The sequence below is a fragment of the Hominimerdicola intestinalis genome, from assembly GCF_054655215.1.
Genome location: NZ_BAAHNZ010000001.1, coordinates 386,204 through 402,843, shown reverse-complemented (window position 1 = coordinate 402,843; position 16,640 = coordinate 386,204). Strand labels below are relative to the sequence as shown.

Genomic DNA, 16,640 nt, shown 5'->3' with positions numbered 1-16,640 from the left:
GATTTGAATGAACAAGGCTTTGGCTCATTTTATAACGATAACGAGGCACAGACATATGGTTATAAAGCACTGCCGGTATGCCGGGATCTTTATTCAGGGACTGAAGCACGATCTGTCTAAATATACTCCGTCCGAATTTATACCTGGCGTAAAATACTATCAGGGAAACCGCTCCCCAAACGAGGGAGAGCGAGAAGCCTACGGATATTCAAGGGCATGGATGCACCATAAGGGCAGAAACAGACACCACTTTGAATATTGGACCGATTATGATATTGATACAAAGCTTCTTACTCCCGTAAAAATGCCGCTTAACTATGTAAAGGAAATGTTCTGCGACCGGGTCGCCGCAAGTAAAATATATCAGGGCAGCAATTACACCGACGCTCATCCTCTCGAATATTTTCTCAAGGCTAAAGGAAAACGGCTTATTCATAAAGAAACCTCTGATTTTCTTGAAAAGCTCCTTATAATGCTAAGGGATAAAGGAGAGAAAAAAACCTTTGCATATATCCGCCGTCTGAGCAAATATTAAATACAGAAGCCGAGGCAAAAATACAGGCTTGACAAACGTCCTTATAAAGGCTATAATATAAATACAAAAAATAAATTTTTACAGGAGGCTTTAAAAATGGCAGTTAATTCACAGAGAAAAGTATATACTAATCCGGCAATATCAAAGCTGAACAGCTTTGACGATGCTTTTTCAGGGGCAGAAACCGCCAGCTACAAGGGTATACTGATTAAAACGCTTTATTTTATAGCGGTAATACTGGTAGGTATAGGCGCATTTTTTTATATGCACAATTACTTTGCGTCCCAAGGCTACACAGGGGTCGAGATCGCTGACGGTTACTTTGTTTACGCAAACGAATCCGCGATCTTATTCGGAGCTATGATAGTAACGCTTATAAGCGGTCTTGTCGCTTCGTTTGCAACAGGCACTATACCGTTAACGGGTACGATCTACTGTGCAGGAATGGGTTATGCGGTAACATTTATCTCCTATACCTATGCTGCGGCTTACAGCGGTATAATCGTTGAAGCGCTGCTGCTTACGGTACTTATAATCGGGGTCATGGCGTTCCTTTATACATCGGGGATCGTTAAAGTAGGATACGGCTTTAGAACGGTAGTTTATACCTGTCTTACGGTATCGGTTATAGGCGGTCTGATATTCTCCCTTATGTTCTGGCTGGCTCCCAACAGCGCTATCGTTTCTTCAATAATCAGTTTACAAAACGGACCTCTGGGAATAGTTTTTGCAGTACTCGGAGTTCTTCTGGCATCGGCGCTGCTGCTTACAGATTTTGAAACGATCGGTCAGACTGTTGAAAACGGGCTGTCAAAAAAATATGAATGGTTCTGCTCCTACAGTCTTATGCTAAGCGTGATCCTGCTTTATCTCAAGGTTCTCAGACTGCTTGCAAGAATCCAGAATTCTAAAAATTAAATAAAAATATAAAGGCTTGCTGCCGGACAATTCCGGAAGCAAGCCTTTTTTAATTAAGCCGCAAATAAGCCTTTATTCTATATTTTTCCGTTCAAGTCCGAGAAGATACTCCTTGAGTTCCGAACCGCCAGAATATCCTTTAATATTTCCGTTTAAGCCTATTACTCTGTGACACGGCACGATTATCAAAACGGGATTCGCTTTATTTGCGCTTCCGACCGCACGAAACGCTTTAGGGTTTCCTATTTTTACAGCAATATCACGATAAGACGCCGTTTCTCCGTAGGGTATTTTCATCAGCTGCTCCCATACCCTGCGCTGAAATTCCGTTCCCTTTAAGCTCAGCGGAACAGAAAATTCTTTCAGAGAACCATTGAAATAGCGGTCCAGCTGACTCCTGCAAAACCCAAATACCTCCGATTCTTCTTTTTTAAGTCCTATGATATGAAAATCCTTTTCAAAACAAAGGTCGGTTATACAGCCGTTTTCGCAGCACATGACCATTCTGCCTGCCGGACTGTCATATGTATTGAATATCCTCATAATAACCGCCTTTCCCGACTATCCGCAACCGCTCATTTTACTTTTCTTTTATATTCCACACAAACGTCCGTCAGCGGACATTCTTCGCATTTTGCACCTCTCGCCTTGCATATCTCCCGTCCGAAAAGCACCAGACGATGACAGAAATCCGACGACTTCTCAGGAGGGAGTATTTTTCTCAGCTCCTCCTCAACCTTGACAGGCTCGCTGCTCTTTACCAGACCTAGCCTGCCGCAGATCCTTATGCAATGAGTATCGGTAACTACCGCAGGCTTATGAAATACGTCGCCCATTATCAGATTTGCAGTTTTTCTTCCGATCCCCGGAAGCGTAATAAGCTCGTCTATTTCAGAAGGTATTTCCCCTCCGTAAACGTCCATTATCCTGCGGCACATTTCAACTATAGATCTGGCCTTGGTCTTGTAAAGACCGCAGGGCTTGATAATCTCTTCTATATCCTTTATATCAGCTTTAGCAAAATCGCTTATCGAACGGTATCTGCTGAACAGCTCCTTCGTAACTATATTAACTCTTGCGTCGGTACACTGAGCCGACAGTCTGCCGGCTATCATAAGCTCATGAGGTCTGGTATATGTAAGCGAGCATAATGCGTCCGGGTATTTTTCTTCAAGTCGCCCGCATATTATAGCCGCCTTTTCCCTTTTAGTCAAAAAACCACCTCCGATTACATAAAATCTGCGTTCACATTAAGCCGCCTCTGAGCATAGAATAAATACATAAAGCGGCTTACAAATCGACATGACTGCAGAATATTCCGGAATCTGTTATATCTATATAAGCATAAGACGGAGGTTTCCCGTCCCGAGGGCAGCCGGCGCTTCCCGGGTTCAGGATATGAACTCCATCACCATATCCGTAATATCTGCAGTGTGTATGACCGAACAGAACTACGTCCGCTCCTATCTCGCGGGCCTTGAAAAACAGCCTGTCCGCCGACCGCTTTACTCCCCAGTTGTGACCGTGAGTAAAAAATATCTTAGTCGTTCGGGCGATAAAAATATCATTGTCGGGAGCTGTCGAAGCATAATCGCAGTTTCCGGCGGCGCTGACTATAGTTTTATCGGGATAGCATACCCTTATTCTGTCGAGATCCCGTTCTCCGTCGCCCAAAAAAATAAAGATATCAGCGCTTTCCTCGCAGCGTCTGAAGATCTCACGCATATTACGGACATTTCCATGCGTATCTGAAAACACGATAAGGCGCACGTTTTTCTCCCCCCTCGGTCAAGAAAAGCCATATACGTCAGAAGAAAAATTGTCTGAATTGTGCATATATGGCTATAGAATATTATTTTATATTATATCATAATTATTTATAAATACAATAAAAAAAAGGAGAATTTTTTATGAGCAATTTTAATCAGCCAAACCCCAAAGGATTACAGGCTCTTCTCAACATAGCGTCAAAAAAACTCGGCACTACACCTGATACTCTGCAGCGTCAGCTTCAGGACGGGACTTTTGAAAAGGCGCTGAATACAATGCCCGGAAATGAAGCCGCAATGCTGAAAAAGGCGCTTTCTGATCCTAAGACAGCGGAAAAGATACTGTCAACGCCGCAGGCTAAAGCAATATACAAAAAACTGAACGAGGGCTGACAATAAAAGCCCGGAGGAGGTGTTAACGTGGACGATCTGATGAGCAAGCTACAGAATGTACTTAACGACGAAGAAAGCATGAAGCAGATACAGGAGCTTGCAGGTATGCTTTCAAGCGAAATGCAGGAAAGTCAGAGTCAGCCGCCAGCCTCCCCTGTGCCGGCGTCAGGCTCTTCTTCAAGCAATCAGCAGGACTCAGGAGGGCCTGATCTGTCTCAGCTGCTGTCAAAGCTGGGCGGAATGTTTTCCGGAGGGAATGAAACGGTAAAGAACAATGTTCCTTCCGTTTCCCCCGGTCAGCCCGCTTCGGGTCAGAATCAGACCGGTTCATTTGATCTGTCGGGTCTGCTTTCCGGTCTTGGAGTAAACTCCGGACAGAGCGGTTCCCAGAACGCTCCGGCTCAGCCGAGCTTTGATATGGGAAAGCTTTTGCAGCTTCAGGGAATATTGGCTCAGGCAAATAAATCAGACAAAAACGTAGAGCTTCTGCTCGCTTTAAGACCATTGCTAAAGGAAGAAAACCAGCAAAAGATAGACCGTCTTATAAAAATATTCAAGCTTTTTGCCGTTTATCCCGCATTAAAGGAAAGCGGTCTTTTAGGGGGAGATTTATTTGGATTATTATAGCTCGAAGGACTTCTCCACTATGCAGGAGGAGGCAGTAAAACGCGTCCGTGAAATGCAGCAGCGTTCCCGAAGTATCGTTAACGGAAATAAACGCAGTCCCGAAAAAAAAGAGCCTCCGCCCGCTGTTCCCCATCCGCCTCAGGAAAATGCCGATCCTGCTCCCAAGGAGCGTACCGATCCTATTCAGGGACTTCTGGGAGGGCTTCTGGGAAGCAAAGGCACAGTTTCCCGAAAGGGTGAGCTTTTTAATATAGGAGGAATAAAAATAGACGAGGAAAAGGCAATGATCGGCCTTCTTATCTACATATTGTATAAACAGGGCTCGGATGTTAAGCTGCTGCTAGCTCTGGGGTACCTTCTTCTGTAACTTTTCATAATTCCCACAATTGCACTGTCATAAAATTGTTCAATTTGTCAAACTTTCAGAATTCTTTGTTAATTTATTGACAATCTTGTCTTCTCCATGTATAATATAATCATAACCATGCATACTTGCATATGTATAAACTTTCATGACTAAAAAAGAGGGCGTTGACAATGAATCTGACACATCTTCGTTATATGGTGGAGGTTGAACGGCTCGGCTCTATTACAAAAGCCGCCGCTGCGCTTTATATGGGACAGCCTAATCTATCCAAGGCTATCAAGGAAATGGAGAGGGAGGTAGGAATACCTATATTTAAGCGTTCCGCTAAGGGCGTTGTCGCAACCGAAAAGGGCAAGGAATTTCTCCAGTACGCAAAGGCTATTCTTGTTCAGATGGACAAAATGGAATCGCTTTACAAAGAAGATCCCGAAAGCTATGTGGATTTTCAGCTGCTGCTTCCCAGAGCAAGCTATATAACCTATGCGTTTACGGAGTTTCTTAACAAGGTCGACAGAACGGAACGTATGGATATAAAATTCAAGGAAACCAACTCAATGGACGCTATAAATGCAGTTGTCGAATGCGAATATAATATGGGTATAATCCGCTATCCGATAAACTACGAAGCTTTTTTTATGTCTATAATAGAAGAGAAAAACCTAAGGGCTCAGGAGGTCTGGACGTACGACTACGTTATTCTTATGAGCGAAAGAAGTCCGCTGGCAAATGCACCCGGAATAACAGAAGAACTGCTTGACAGCTATATTGAGATACTGCACGGCGACAATATCGTTCCGAATATTTCTGCGGCATACCAGAAAAAGAATACTCAGATACAAAGCAGCAAGCGGCATATTTATGTATACGAAAGAGGAAGTCAGTTCGATATACTAAGCTCAGTACCGGAAGCGTTTATGTGGGTATCTCCCCTGCCTAAAGCTGTACTTAAAAGATACGGTCTTGTACAAAGGCAATGCCCCGGAGTAAGCAAAACAAATAAGGACGTGCTTATTTACCAGAACAACTACAGGCTTTCAAATATTGACAAAACATTTCTTGAAGAGCTTGACAACGTAAGGAAAAGTATAATTGTCTGAGCCTTACGCACACAGTAACAGTAATACCGCAGAATTCTGATTCTGCGGTATCTTATTTTACAGCGCAAAATACGGCTTTTATATATTCAGTCAGTTGAGAAAAGTGTATTTACTTTGATCCCGAAAATGAACAGACTACATTTAATTATCCGCTTAAAAATGCGGAACGCAAAGCACGAAAATAAATTGAAACTCCAGCTAAATAAATTATCATGCAGTTGCCGACTATGACCGATAACAGATAATCCGCATCAATTAAATGATAAACAGTAACCGTACTTTTACTTATGTAAATATTTAACCGCCCGAACTGACTTTCGTCAAATGCAAAACGCCCCATGTTGACAAATCAAGCAGGATATTGTATAATAAAATTTAATCTTTAATTTATAAATGGGGGCATATTATGTTATTAACAGGTGCTGATATTATTGTTGAATGTCTGCTTGAACAGGGTGTAAATACCGTATTCGGCTATCCGGGGGGATCAGTTCTGAATATTTACGACTCGCTTTATATGTATTCGGATAAGATCAGGCACGTCATTACAGCTCACGAGCAGGCTGCCTGTCACGCCGCTGACGGTTTTTCCAGAACTACAGGCAAAACCGGTGTTGTGATCGCGACCTCAGGACCGGGCGCTACGAATCTGGTCACAGGAATCGCAACGGCGTATATGGATTCTATTCCTATGGTAGCTATTACCGGAAACGTAGCTACTCCGCTCCTCGGTCTTGACAGCTTTCAGGAAGTTGATATATGCGGTATAACTATGCCTGTAACGAAGCATAATTATATTGTAAAGGATATAAACAAGCTTGCCGATACCATAAGAGAAGCTTTCTATATCGCTAACGAGGGCAGAAAAGGTCCTGTTCTTATCGACGTTCCCAAGGACGTTACCGCAGCAAAGTGCGAATTTATAAGAACCGAGCCTGAAAAAATCGTAAATCACAATCCAGAAGATATAAATTCACAGATCGAGGCGGCGGCTAAGCTTATTAAGGCTGCCGAAAGACCTATGATATATGCAGGAGGAGGAGTCGTTTCCTGCGACGCCGCCGGCGAAATGGCCATATTTGCTGAAAAATGCGACGCTCCCGTTTCACTTTCTTTAATGGGGCAATGCGCCTTTGACAACACCAAGCCTGCTTATACAGGTATGCTTGGAATGCACGGAACAAAAACCTCGGCAATGGCTCTTGGAGAATGCGACCTGCTTATAGTTCTCGGCTCAAGATTTTCAGACAGAGTTCTCTGCAACGCAGGAACCTTTGCGAAGGACACCAAGATAGTACATATTGAGATCGACCCGGCGGAAATAGGAAAAAACATAAACGTTGACGCTTATGTTGTCGGCGACCTAAAATATGTTCTGGCAAAGCTGAACGAAATCCTGCCTGATCTGAAGCACTCCGAATGGATGGAAAAAATTGCAGAATGGAAAAATAAATACGCGCTCAAAATGGTTCCTGTTGAAAGCGAGGACGAGGTTCTTCCTCAGGATGTTATAGAAACGCTTGACAAGCTTACAAGCGGAGAAGCGATAATAACAACCGAGGTAGGTCAGCATCAGATGTGGGCGGCTCAGTATTATAATTTCAGAAAACCGCGTTCATTTGCTTCAAGCGGCGGACTCGGAACTATGGGCTACGGTCTTGGCGCAGCTATCGGCTCAAAGTGCGGAAATCCCGACACACCTGTTATAAATATTGCCGGCGACGGAAGCTTTTTCATGAACTGCAATGAGCTTTCCTCTCTTGCAAAGCACAATATTCCTGTAATTGAGCTTGTCTTTGAAAACAATGTGCTGGGAATGGTACGTCAGTGGCAGCGGCTTTTCTACGGAAAGAGATTTTCGCAGACGGATATTGACCGCGGAACCGATCTTATGAAGCTTGCGGACGCATTCGGTATCGAAGGAGTTCTGATAGAAAAGAAATCGGATATTGAGCCAATGCTTAAAAAAGCGCTTTCCTGCGGCAGGCCTTGTCTTGTCGACTGCCGTATTAATAAGGATATAAACGTTCTCCCTATGGTTCCGGCAGGAGCCGACGTACTCGAACCGATAATGGAGATCGATCTGTCTGAATAAATTTTCAAGGCGGCGTTATGTCGCCTTTTTCAGACGAAGGGAGGAATACCGTGAAAAGAACAGATAAATTCAAGGAACACGTTCTTCTGGTCGTTATAGGGGTTGGGCTGTTCTGGGCGCTTTTTAACTATGAAAAGATATTTAATCTGCTTGGCGCAGGAATGAAAATTCTTTCACCGTTTATTATCGGCGCTGTTCTGGCGCTTATTCTGAATGTTCCTATGAGCGCAATAGAACGCACAATGTTCCGACCTGGAAAAGACAACAGCTACCGAAAAATAACCAAAAAGATAAAACGTCCGGTATCTCTGATACTTACGTTTATTATATTCTTCGGCGTTATCGTACTGGTGCTGTATCTGATAATTCCAGAGCTTATTACAACGTTTACAAGACTTTCAGACGATATTCCGGACTTTATCAAAAATATGAGCCAGAAGCTTCAGAATTCAAAGCAGATAAACCGCTGGCTTGATGAAATGAATATCAGCAAGGACGCTGTAATAAACAAAATACAGGAAGTATTCAAGGACGGAGTTCTAATACTTAAAACAGTCAATTCAACTGTCAGCGTAGCCTCGTCAATGATCACGACCCTTGTAAATTTCTTCATCGGAATTTTCTTTGCGGTATATATGCTGCTGCAGAAGGAAAAGCTAAAGGATCAGCTTTACAGGATCACTACGGCGTTTCTTCCGCAAAAGCCCGCCGGACTCTTATGCCATGTATGCAATATGTCCAAAAGCACATTTTCCAGATTTCTTTCAGGACAATGCACCGAAGCGTTTATTTTAGGCTCGCTTTGCTGTATAGGGATGTCTGTGCTGAGATTCCCCAACGCAGTAACAATAGGTATACTTGTAGCTGTAACCGCCTTTATCCCTATAGTCGGAGCATTTATCGGAGTAGCGGTAGGAGCGTTTCTAATTATGGTGACAGACTTTAAGCAGGCTGTCTGGTTTGTTGTATTCATGCTGGTACTTCAGCAGATCGAAGGCAATCTCATATATCCTAAGGTAGTAGGTCAGTCTGTCGGACTTCCGTCTCTGTGGGTGCTTTTTGCAGTAACCGTCGGCGGCGCAACAGGAGGAATACTTGGAATGTTTATAAGCGTTCCTATATGCTCTGTACTTTATTGTCTGCTTCGTGAGGCTGTAACCTATTTCAATTCAAAAAAAGGACTTGACGAGCCTACCGAAAACGCTCAGCCTGAAGCTTCATTCACAGCTACCGAACGGCAAACGGAAAACCAAGCTGCTGTTCAAGGCGCCGGCGTAAGGATAGTAAGCCATCAGCAGACCGTTTCGGACAATATGAACATTTCACAGCATACGGCCAAAGCACCGCATAATACGGGAAAAAAGCCGAGAAGAAAAAAATAAGCATAATAAAACCGGATACCTCATGAAATTATGAGCTATCCGGTTATTTGCTTAAGACCTGCTGTCTATTATCATAAGCAGTATCGCAAAATAATGAAAAACTGTTCCGGCGATCGTAAACAGATGCCATATAGAGTGAAAATATTTAATTTTCTTTATAACATAGAATATGACCCCGACCATATAGAAAATCCCGCCGACCAATAGGAATATAAGAGAAGTTTTTGTAACAGCTTCAAGCATAGGCTTTACAGCAAAAACAATTACCCAGCCCATTGCAATATAGCAGATAAGCGACGGCTTGCTGAATTTTTCAAGGTCTATCGAATTAAGTACGATACCGAGGACCGCCGCCCCCCATACTATACCAAACATTACCCAACCCGTTGCTCCTCTCAGCGGAACCAGAGTTATCGGCGTATAGGTACCGGCTATCAGCAGGAATATAGTATTATGATCCATAATCCTAAAAAACTTCTTTGCCTTCGGATTGGTAATAGCGTGATAAAGAGTAGACATAGTATAAAGGATTATCATACTTGCACCGTAGATCGCTGAGCTTACAACGCCCCATGCGTCAGAGTATATTGCCGCTAAAACTATAAGCACGGCAGTTCCGGCTATTGCAAGAAGTCCTCCCGTTCCGTGAGAAACCGAGTTGAAAATCTCCTCCCCTAAGGTATATCTTTTGGTTATATCCTGTTTCATATGCTCCTTTTCCTCATTGCTGCTCATAAACGTCTTCCTTTCATTTCACTGTTTTTCTTTTAGATATAGTACCATTTTTCAGGACATATGTCAAGAGATTTTTTTGACATATGTCGCAGTTTAAGCAGCTTATATTATAAAAAAATGAAGCAAAATAATTATTCCGCGAGTGAAATAAAAAGCATTTAGCTTTGAAAATTCCGCAAATTTTCACATTATCTACACATAATAAAGTTATTATATAGAAAATGAATATGAAATATTATGAGGAGGTCTTTTTATGCCAAAAATGCTGGTGGTGGACGATGAACCGAGGATCCGTGAAATTATAAGGGAATATGCTGAATTCAACGGCTTTGAGGTAGTTCAGGCTGAGGACGGAATGGACGCTGTTGAAAAGATAAAAAAAGAAGATTTTGATATTATCATCATGGATATAATGATGCCTAAGCTGGACGGCTATTCCGCCTGCAAGGAGATCAGAAAGCTTAAGGAAATACCGGTTATAATGCTTTCGGCAAGAGGCGAGGAATACGACAAGCTTTTCGGCTTTGAGATAGGCGTTGACGATTATGTAGTCAAGCCATTTTCCCCCAAAGAGCTTATGGCCAGAGTCCGTGCAGTTATGAACAGAATCAAGTCAGCTCAGAAAACCGAAGATGTTATCACCTACAAAGGGCTCTGCATAAACTTTACTGCCAGAGAGGTCACGATAGACGGAGAACGGGTCTCAATGACTCCTAAGGAATACGATCTCCTTTTCTATCTGGTCAAGAATATGAATATAGCGCTTTCAAGGGAAAAGCTGCTTGAAGAGGTCTGGGGCTTTGATTTTTACGGCGACGACAGAACGGTCGATACTCATATTAAAATGCTCAGGAACAGCCTGGGGCCGTACCGAAATCTTATAGTTACGCTGAGAGGAATGGGCTATAAATTTGAAAAAATTCAGTGAGTTCAAAAGCCGCGTAAAAGCAAAAAAGCTGGAAATAGAGGGGAAACGTTCCCTGCGCTCGTATGTATGGATGTATTTTATATTCTTTACCGTATTCATACTGGTGCTTATCTGGCTTTTCCAGTATTATTTTCTTGACAGCTACTATGAGTCTGCTAAAATACGCGACGTACAGAAAGCAGCTTCCAAGATAGTCCGCAATTATGATAAGGACGATATACAGAATATTTCAAGACAGCTTGCCTTTGATAACAGTCTTTGCATTGTAGTTCTTGACGAAATGGGAAATATCAAGCTTGTTGAAAACAATATCGGAAGCTATTCATACTTTTATGACGACCTTGAAAATAATTTCGGTATCTTCCTGTTTAAGCTGAAAAATGAGTTCAACAGCTCAGATGAAAAATATATCACCAAGATCCATCAGAACGAGCATTTCAAAAGCAAGGAAATTTTCTTCTGTACCGGGATCAACAGCTCAGATTCGGACAAACCTCTGTATTTATTTATAGAAAGCTCCGTTGCGCCTATCGACTCCACAGTTAATATAATCAGGGAACAGCTTATTTATATTACCATAATACTTTTCGAGCTTGCATTTATAGTAACGATGTATATATCAAAAAGGCTGTCAAGGCCTATCGTTGAAATTACGAAAACCGCAAAAAAATTCGGAGCGGGGGATTATTCCGTTGAATTCAAAGCGGGGGGATACCGTGAAATAGAAGAGCTTTCAACCGTACTTGACAACGCAAAAAATGAGATTCAGAAGGTCTCCGATCTGCGCAACGACCTTATAGCAAATATTTCCCACGACCTGAGAACTCCGCTTACAATGGTAAAGGCATATGCCGAAATGATAAGAGATCTGTCCGGGGACATTCCCGAAAAGAGAAATGCTCATGTTCAGATAATAATAGACGAGGCTGACAGGCTTTCCAATCTTGTAAACAATATCCTTGAGCTTTCAAAGCTTGAAAGCGGAAATATAGAGCTTGAGCTGTCGGATTTTTCTGTACATGAGAAAATTCACGATGTTCTTACCCGCTATACTCTGCTGATAGAAAATGACGGCTACGATATTCAGTTTATAGAGGACGAGGACAGGATCATAAGAGCCGATATTGAAAAGCTGGATCAGGTTCTTTACAATTTTATAAACAATGCTGTCAACTACTGCGGAAACGATAAACGTATAAGGATCAAGCAGATAAACAAGGCTTCATGTGTAAGAATCGAGATAATCGACAACGGAAAGGGTATATCAAAGGAACTGCTTCCGCTTATATTCGACCGCTATTACCGTGATGCAAAATACAAGCGCGACGTAATAGGCACCGGACTGGGACTTTCAATATGCAAGGAGATCCTTAAAAAGCACGGCTTTGCATTTGGAGTTCAGTCTGAAGAGGGAAAAGGCTCTACTTTCTGGTTTGAAGCGAAGCTTGCTCCGCTGAGGAAAGGCGATAAGCACAGCCATGATAAAAAGCCGCTGAGCTATCTTCCCGCTCAGACAAAGGAGCAGATAATGGAGGAAGAACAAAACAGCAGTCAGAACGGCTTATAAAAAAACAATACAGAGAGCATTTATTTTTGCCCTCTGTATTTTTATATGCTTATTATTTAATTCCGTACTTCCGGTAAAATGCCTTAATATCCTCATCACCTTTCACAAGCTCCGTATACATAAGCCTGCCGGTTTTAGGATCGTAAAAGCCAATGGTTTTTTCACCCGTGCATATGCTTTTTTCAGTTCGGACTTCAAAGCCTTTGCATTCCTCCGGAACGGGAAGCTCCTTGAATCTTTCGAAAATACTCATATCAATACCTGTATTAAGCTCTACAGCTTTATTTTTATAATATCAGAGCAGATACCGTACTGCTTCCTGCCGTTTACAGTCTTATAGGCTCTTACCTTGATATAATTATATCCCTTTCCTGCTTTAACAGACTGGCTTGTCTTGGACGAAGTGCCGACTACTGCCGTAAGTTTAAAGGAATCAGTTTTTCCGGTCTTTGATGTATATATCTGATACCCGGACGCATTCTTCTGCTGATTCCAGCTGACTTTGATATTGCTTCCTGACTTTACCGCCGAGGCCTTTGTTTTAAGCGGATTTGTAACTGCGCTTATAGCTTCGGTAGCCTTTCCGAAATAAGTAACTCCGTTTTTAATATAGTAGGCTTTTACCTTATACTTATAACCTGTGCATGACGCCAGCGGGATATCCTTGTAGGAATTTGTTTTTACATCGGCTTTCCTTACCCACCTTTTAGTTGAGGGATTGTATCTGTAAACATAATACCCGCTTGCTCCGCTGTATTTGCTCCAGCTAAGGCTTATATAATTTCCGCCTATCTTGGAAACCTTTGAATTTTTAAGTACAGAAGGACAGATTTTAAAGGATAGCTTTTTTACTCCTTTATAAAGTCCTTTTCCCTTAACGGTGATCTGAGCCGTTCCCATATTTATATTTGAGGAATATGCAACGGTATAATCCGTTCCCTTTAAAAGCGTTTTGCTTCCATTTCTGACTTTGACCTCAGGCTTTAATGCACTTCCTGTATAATACTGATCTGCAATGCTGTCAAAAGTCATATCCGAAATATTTTCTGTAACGGTAACGCTGCATTTGGCGGTTTTTCCGGCAGAGGTCTTAGCGGTAACAGTTGCCGTTCCTGCATTTTTTCCTACAACCTTTCCGTTTGAAACGGAGGCCGCACCGCTGTTGCTCGATGACCACGTTACCTCGTCAGTAATATTCGAGCCTTTCAGAGTATGCTGAAGCTTTGTGCTCTGCCCCTTTTCCAGCGTAACGCTTGAGGCATTAAGTGAAATTCCGGCGGCGGGAGATATTGTTACCGTTACTCCCCTTTCCGAGCTGTTTCCGTATGTATCATAGGCGTATATATAAGTATTATATTCGCCCGTTTCCTTATTGTGATCGGCTGTGCTTACATAGAATGAAGCCGCCGATCCGCTTACCGCTCCGTCGGATAACGTACCGGAAGCCCAGTTTTTATCCAGATCGTCAGTGGAATTTTTTGTGGTCCATGTAGGGAATTTAACGCTTTCTATTGCCGAATTGTCCGCAACCGTACAGGTTACGGTATATCCCTTTGCCGTTATTCCCGATATCTTTACATTTGATATTTTAGGCGCGGTCGTATCGATATAGGTGCTGAGTGTTTTAGAGGACATATTTCCATATTTATCGTACGCCTGAATTATCGTAACATAGGTATCGTCTATACGTCCGAAATCAGAAGTTCTTACAGTACCTGATACATATTCAGCCGGACTGTATACCGTACTCCATTTTGCGGCGCTTTTACCCTTTGACTTTGGATAAGTTCCGAACTTTACATATGAAACCTCGGTATTATCGGTAATGTTCGCCGAAACGGTATAGCCGCTGCCGGAGATTTTTGAAGCCTTTGCTCCGGAAATTACGGGAGCTGTCCGATCCAGCTTCTGCTCCATGCCGTCAATATAAAGCCTGTAGTAATAGTTCTCCGAAGCCGTGCTTTTCCTGTTTATCATTGTAACAAGCTTATCTGTTTTATAATCGTTCCATTTGTAGTTCTGCTCTATAAGCGTGACCTCGCTGCCGTTTACCTCCTTGACTATAGCGACATGATCATATTCTCTTGTCTGCATAATATCTCCGGGAAGAGGGTTCTTTACCGTTTTCAGCTCAGCGTTATGTCCGTACATTGAAACCGAGGGCTTATCGTCAACCATATTTATATTATAAACCGTAACGCCGAATATCTGTGAATAAAACCTTGATACATAGCCCGCGCAGCAGTAATATCCCGTATTGCTCTGATATGTTACATACTCCGCATCTATTCCCTGAAAGGTATCTACTATCTGACCGTTTCTGGTTATTTCTATTATCTGCTCATTACTTGCCGCAGCAGCCTCAGTCAATGCAATATCAGCACACAAGGTAAAGAGCATACATATCGTACATATCATTGCGGAAAGTCTTTTCAATGGCGTCATCATATCAGGTCATCCTTTCATCAGCGTTAGCTGTTTGAATCATAACAGCGGAAACTAACTTAATAATATCACAAAGGTTACAAAATGGCAACAGAATATGTTTCACTTCTCTGTTTTGCACATAAAGTTTTAGCTATTTCGCACAAACAATTCCCCATTATCAGGAGCTTAAAATTCCATTTAGGCCCAACGCCTCAAATGAAGTTTTGTTACATTTTGTAACCTTTATCTCTATATGATATTTAATCCGCTGATGAAATAATTGACAATCCGAAGCAGTAATATTCAGATATTAAAATTTATTCCCTCATGCTTCTGCGTATCCTTTTCCATTCGGGACAGTATTTTTCAACAAGCCTCCAGAAATCTCCGCTGTGATCCATATAAACTAAATGACAAAGCTCGTGAATAATTACATAATCGATACATTCCATATCAAAATAAACAACGTCTAAATTAATGGATATCCTGCGCTCTGAGGAACACCTGCCCCAGCTGCTTTTAAGCTGTTTTACCGTTACGCTTTCAGGAAAAAGCCCGGTAAGCGAAGTCAGGAAATTCACTCTGTCAGTAATAATTTTTACCGCCTTTTCCTGTACGGCGCTTTCCGCCTGAGCAATAACATAGCCTTCGGTATAATTCTTGTTTACCGAGATCTTCAGCGCGCCGTCTTCAAAGCAAGGCTTGAAATATCTTTCGCTGTAAATAAGCGAAATACGGTACAGCGTTCCTGCTAAATAAATCCCGTCTCCGTCCTTATAGCTTGTAAAGCCTCTTTTCACGCGTCGACTGCAGTCAAGGTTTTTAATGATCCAATCGGTTTTCTGACGCAGAAACTCCTCCCCCTGAGCGACAGAAAACTCAGGCGGTATCTTCAGAACCACCCTGCCTTCTCTGATACAGATATACATATTTTTCCGACTCTTGCAGTCCAAAATATAAGATATCACCTGTCCGTTTTCAAGAATAACCGTTTTTTCCCTTACAGTACCCATACCCTTTCACCAGCCCAGTCTAAAAAACAACGGGCGGATCTCTCCGCCCGGTTTCCCTATAAATAAATCACATCAATAAATCGGAGTATCCGAAAGATAACCCTCATAAACATATCCCGTCAGCTGTCCGTCTACATTCATAAAGGTAACCTTGCAGTAACCGTCTATACCGCGCTCAAGCACAGTAACCTCAATATTCGGCGACATACATACTATCTGCTGTGCATTCTGGTCCGGCTCGGTACGCAGATATGCATATTCGGTAACATACGCCTTATCACCCTCAACCTCGGCTTCACTGCCGCTGTCCTCAGCCTTTGAATCCTCAGCTGCCTGAGAAGAAGCCTCAGAATCGGACTTTGAATCCGCGCTGTCAGTGCTGCTCGGATCAGCGCCGCTTTCCTTTTTATCTTCTGATGTCACATCCTGAGCTATAGACGTTTCAGGGGCAATAGTTCCCGTATAAACTCCGTCAGGAACAGACGAAGAATTACTTTTAAACAGTCCCTTTGCCAGAACTATAATAACGCATATTACAAAAATCCCTACTACAATTACTGCGGCAACTCCCATAAGGTTTCCAGATTGAAACCCGCCGCCTCTGCCGCCGTTTTTACTGCCATTATCCATTATCCGTAATCATTCCCTTTTCAGCATTTACCGCTGCGATTATACCTATTAATATTATATATGCAAACTGCGGTTTTGTCAAGATTAATGATTATCCGCAGATAATTTACGGTAAACAATATCTCTGACACAACTATATACTCCCGGTGTCCTTTCC

The 16,640-nt window shown here is 42.4% G+C and carries 18 protein-coding genes; 10 read left to right on the top strand and 8 right to left on the bottom strand.

Annotated features, from left to right (window positions below):
* Positions 1 to 7: 7 nt before the first annotated feature.
* A complete protein-coding gene (locus ACYQ0H_RS01960) occupies positions 8 to 535 on the top strand; it encodes a DUF5662 family protein (RefSeq protein WP_459811146.1) in 528 nt (175 codons plus the stop codon).
* A 96-nt stretch (positions 536 to 631) separates the two neighbouring features.
* Positions 632 to 1,453: a Bax inhibitor-1/YccA family membrane protein gene (locus ACYQ0H_RS01955; protein WP_459811145.1), complete on the top strand. Its 822-nt coding sequence runs from the start codon at positions 632 to 634 to the stop codon at positions 1,451 to 1,453.
* Between the two features lie 72 nt (positions 1,454 to 1,525).
* Here the strand turns inward: ACYQ0H_RS01955 and ACYQ0H_RS01950 are convergent, their stop codons facing one another.
* The 3 genes from ACYQ0H_RS01950 to ACYQ0H_RS01940 form a co-directional block, all read right to left on the bottom strand.
* The gene (locus ACYQ0H_RS01950) at positions 1,526 to 1,996 is read right to left on the bottom strand and encodes a methylated-DNA--[protein]-cysteine S-methyltransferase (RefSeq protein ID WP_459811144.1); all 471 of its coding nucleotides are present in this window, start codon (positions 1,994 to 1,996) and stop codon (positions 1,526 to 1,528) included.
* Positions 1,997 to 2,028: 32 nt separating this feature from the next.
* A complete protein-coding gene (gene nth / locus ACYQ0H_RS01945) occupies positions 2,029 to 2,667 on the bottom strand; it encodes an endonuclease III (protein WP_459811143.1) in 639 nt (212 codons plus the stop codon).
* 76 nt (positions 2,668 to 2,743) lie between these two features.
* Positions 2,744 to 3,223, bottom strand: coding sequence for a metallophosphoesterase family protein (locus ACYQ0H_RS01940; RefSeq protein WP_459811142.1), 480 nt, complete (start codon positions 3,221 to 3,223; stop codon positions 2,744 to 2,746).
* 140 nt (positions 3,224 to 3,363) lie between these two features.
* Here ACYQ0H_RS01940 and ACYQ0H_RS01935 point away from each other — a divergent pair, with 140 nt between their 5' ends.
* From ACYQ0H_RS01935 to ACYQ0H_RS01910, 6 genes are all read left to right on the top strand, one after another.
* The gene (locus ACYQ0H_RS01935) at positions 3,364 to 3,615 is read left to right on the top strand and encodes a hypothetical protein (RefSeq protein WP_459811141.1); all 252 of its coding nucleotides are present in this window, start codon (positions 3,364 to 3,366) and stop codon (positions 3,613 to 3,615) included.
* Positions 3,616 to 3,642: 27 nt separating this feature from the next.
* Positions 3,643 to 4,242 carry a hypothetical protein gene (locus tag ACYQ0H_RS01930; protein WP_459811140.1) on the top strand — a complete coding sequence of 200 codons (600 nt, stop codon included), beginning with the start codon at positions 3,643 to 3,645 and terminating at the stop codon, positions 4,240 to 4,242.
* Positions 4,229 to 4,609: a hypothetical protein gene (locus tag ACYQ0H_RS01925; RefSeq protein ID WP_459811139.1), complete on the top strand. Its 381-nt coding sequence runs from the start codon at positions 4,229 to 4,231 to the stop codon at positions 4,607 to 4,609. Before ACYQ0H_RS01930 ends, ACYQ0H_RS01925 begins: the two co-directional genes overlap by 14 nt.
* 170 nt (positions 4,610 to 4,779) lie before the next feature.
* A complete protein-coding gene (locus ACYQ0H_RS01920; RefSeq protein ID WP_459811138.1) occupies positions 4,780 to 5,706 on the top strand; it encodes a LysR family transcriptional regulator in 927 nt (308 codons plus the stop codon).
* A gap of 406 nt (positions 5,707 to 6,112) precedes the next feature.
* Entirely contained in the window at positions 6,113 to 7,801 is a 1,689-nt protein-coding gene (ilvB, locus tag ACYQ0H_RS01915; RefSeq protein ID WP_459811137.1) for a biosynthetic-type acetolactate synthase large subunit, read from the top strand.
* Between the two features lie 50 nt (positions 7,802 to 7,851).
* Positions 7,852 to 9,183, top strand: a complete 1,332-nt coding sequence (locus tag ACYQ0H_RS01910) for an AI-2E family transporter (protein WP_459811136.1) — start codon at positions 7,852 to 7,854, stop codon at positions 9,181 to 9,183.
* A gap of 51 nt (positions 9,184 to 9,234) precedes the next feature.
* Here the strand turns inward: ACYQ0H_RS01910 and trhA are convergent, their stop codons facing one another.
* On the bottom strand, positions 9,235 to 9,918 hold the full coding sequence (trhA, locus tag ACYQ0H_RS01905) for a PAQR family membrane homeostasis protein TrhA (protein ID WP_459811135.1): 684 nt from the start codon (positions 9,916 to 9,918) through the stop codon (positions 9,235 to 9,237).
* Between the two features lie 253 nt (positions 9,919 to 10,171).
* Here trhA and ACYQ0H_RS01900 point away from each other — a divergent pair, with 253 nt between their 5' ends.
* Positions 10,172 to 10,846 (top strand): response regulator transcription factor, encoded by a 675-nt coding sequence (locus ACYQ0H_RS01900; protein ID WP_459811134.1) that lies wholly within the window; start codon positions 10,172 to 10,174, stop codon positions 10,844 to 10,846.
* Positions 10,830 to 12,413 (top strand): sensor histidine kinase, encoded by a 1,584-nt coding sequence (locus ACYQ0H_RS01895; protein ID WP_459811133.1) that lies wholly within the window; start codon positions 10,830 to 10,832, stop codon positions 12,411 to 12,413. Before ACYQ0H_RS01900 ends, ACYQ0H_RS01895 begins: the two co-directional genes overlap by 17 nt.
* Before the next feature lie 52 nt (positions 12,414 to 12,465).
* Here the strand turns inward: ACYQ0H_RS01895 and ACYQ0H_RS01890 are convergent, their stop codons facing one another.
* From ACYQ0H_RS01890 to ACYQ0H_RS01875, 4 genes are all read right to left on the bottom strand, one after another.
* Positions 12,466 to 12,666: a hypothetical protein gene (locus ACYQ0H_RS01890; RefSeq protein ID WP_459811132.1), complete on the bottom strand. Its 201-nt coding sequence runs from the start codon at positions 12,664 to 12,666 to the stop codon at positions 12,466 to 12,468.
* Between the two features lie 20 nt (positions 12,667 to 12,686).
* The gene (locus ACYQ0H_RS01885; protein WP_459811131.1) at positions 12,687 to 14,861 is read right to left on the bottom strand and encodes an Ig-like domain-containing protein; all 2,175 of its coding nucleotides are present in this window, start codon (positions 14,859 to 14,861) and stop codon (positions 12,687 to 12,689) included.
* A 296-nt stretch (positions 14,862 to 15,157) separates the two neighbouring features.
* The gene (locus tag ACYQ0H_RS01880) at positions 15,158 to 15,853 is read right to left on the bottom strand and encodes a M48 family metallopeptidase (protein ID WP_459811129.1); all 696 of its coding nucleotides are present in this window, start codon (positions 15,851 to 15,853) and stop codon (positions 15,158 to 15,160) included.
* A gap of 72 nt (positions 15,854 to 15,925) precedes the next feature.
* Positions 15,926 to 16,483 (bottom strand): SH3 domain-containing protein, encoded by a 558-nt coding sequence (locus ACYQ0H_RS01875; protein ID WP_459811128.1) that lies wholly within the window; start codon positions 16,481 to 16,483, stop codon positions 15,926 to 15,928.
* Positions 16,484 to 16,640 lie beyond the last annotated feature (157 nt).

Excerpts from the sequence above, each read along its gene's own strand:
- ilvB (WP_459811137.1), top strand. The coding sequence starts at position 6,113 with ATGTTATTAACAGGTGCTGATATTATTGTTGAATGTCTGCTTGAACAG.
- ACYQ0H_RS01890 (WP_459811132.1), bottom strand. The coding sequence starts at position 12,666 with ATGAGTATTTTCGAAAGATTCAAGGAGCTTCCCGTTCCGGAGGAATGC.
- ACYQ0H_RS01955 (WP_459811145.1), top strand. The coding sequence starts at position 632 with ATGGCAGTTAATTCACAGAGAAAAGTATATACTAATCCGGCAATATCA.
- ACYQ0H_RS01950 (WP_459811144.1), bottom strand. The coding sequence starts at position 1,996 with ATGAGGATATTCAATACATATGACAGTCCGGCAGGCAGAATGGTCATG.
- ACYQ0H_RS01885 (WP_459811131.1), bottom strand. The coding sequence starts at position 14,861 with ATGATGACGCCATTGAAAAGACTTTCCGCAATGATATGTACGATATGT.
- ACYQ0H_RS01900 (WP_459811134.1), top strand. The coding sequence starts at position 10,172 with ATGCCAAAAATGCTGGTGGTGGACGATGAACCGAGGATCCGTGAAATT.
- ACYQ0H_RS01875 (WP_459811128.1), bottom strand. The coding sequence starts at position 16,483 with ATGGATAATGGCAGTAAAAACGGCGGCAGAGGCGGCGGGTTTCAATCT.
- ACYQ0H_RS01920 (WP_459811138.1), top strand. The coding sequence starts at position 4,780 with ATGAATCTGACACATCTTCGTTATATGGTGGAGGTTGAACGGCTCGGC.
- ACYQ0H_RS01880 (WP_459811129.1), bottom strand. The coding sequence starts at position 15,853 with ATGGGTACTGTAAGGGAAAAAACGGTTATTCTTGAAAACGGACAGGTG.
- ACYQ0H_RS01960 (WP_459811146.1), top strand. The coding sequence starts at position 8 with ATGAACAAGGCTTTGGCTCATTTTATAACGATAACGAGGCACAGACAT.
- trhA (WP_459811135.1), bottom strand. The coding sequence starts at position 9,918 with ATGAGCAGCAATGAGGAAAAGGAGCATATGAAACAGGATATAACCAAA.
- ACYQ0H_RS01935 (WP_459811141.1), top strand. The coding sequence starts at position 3,364 with ATGAGCAATTTTAATCAGCCAAACCCCAAAGGATTACAGGCTCTTCTC.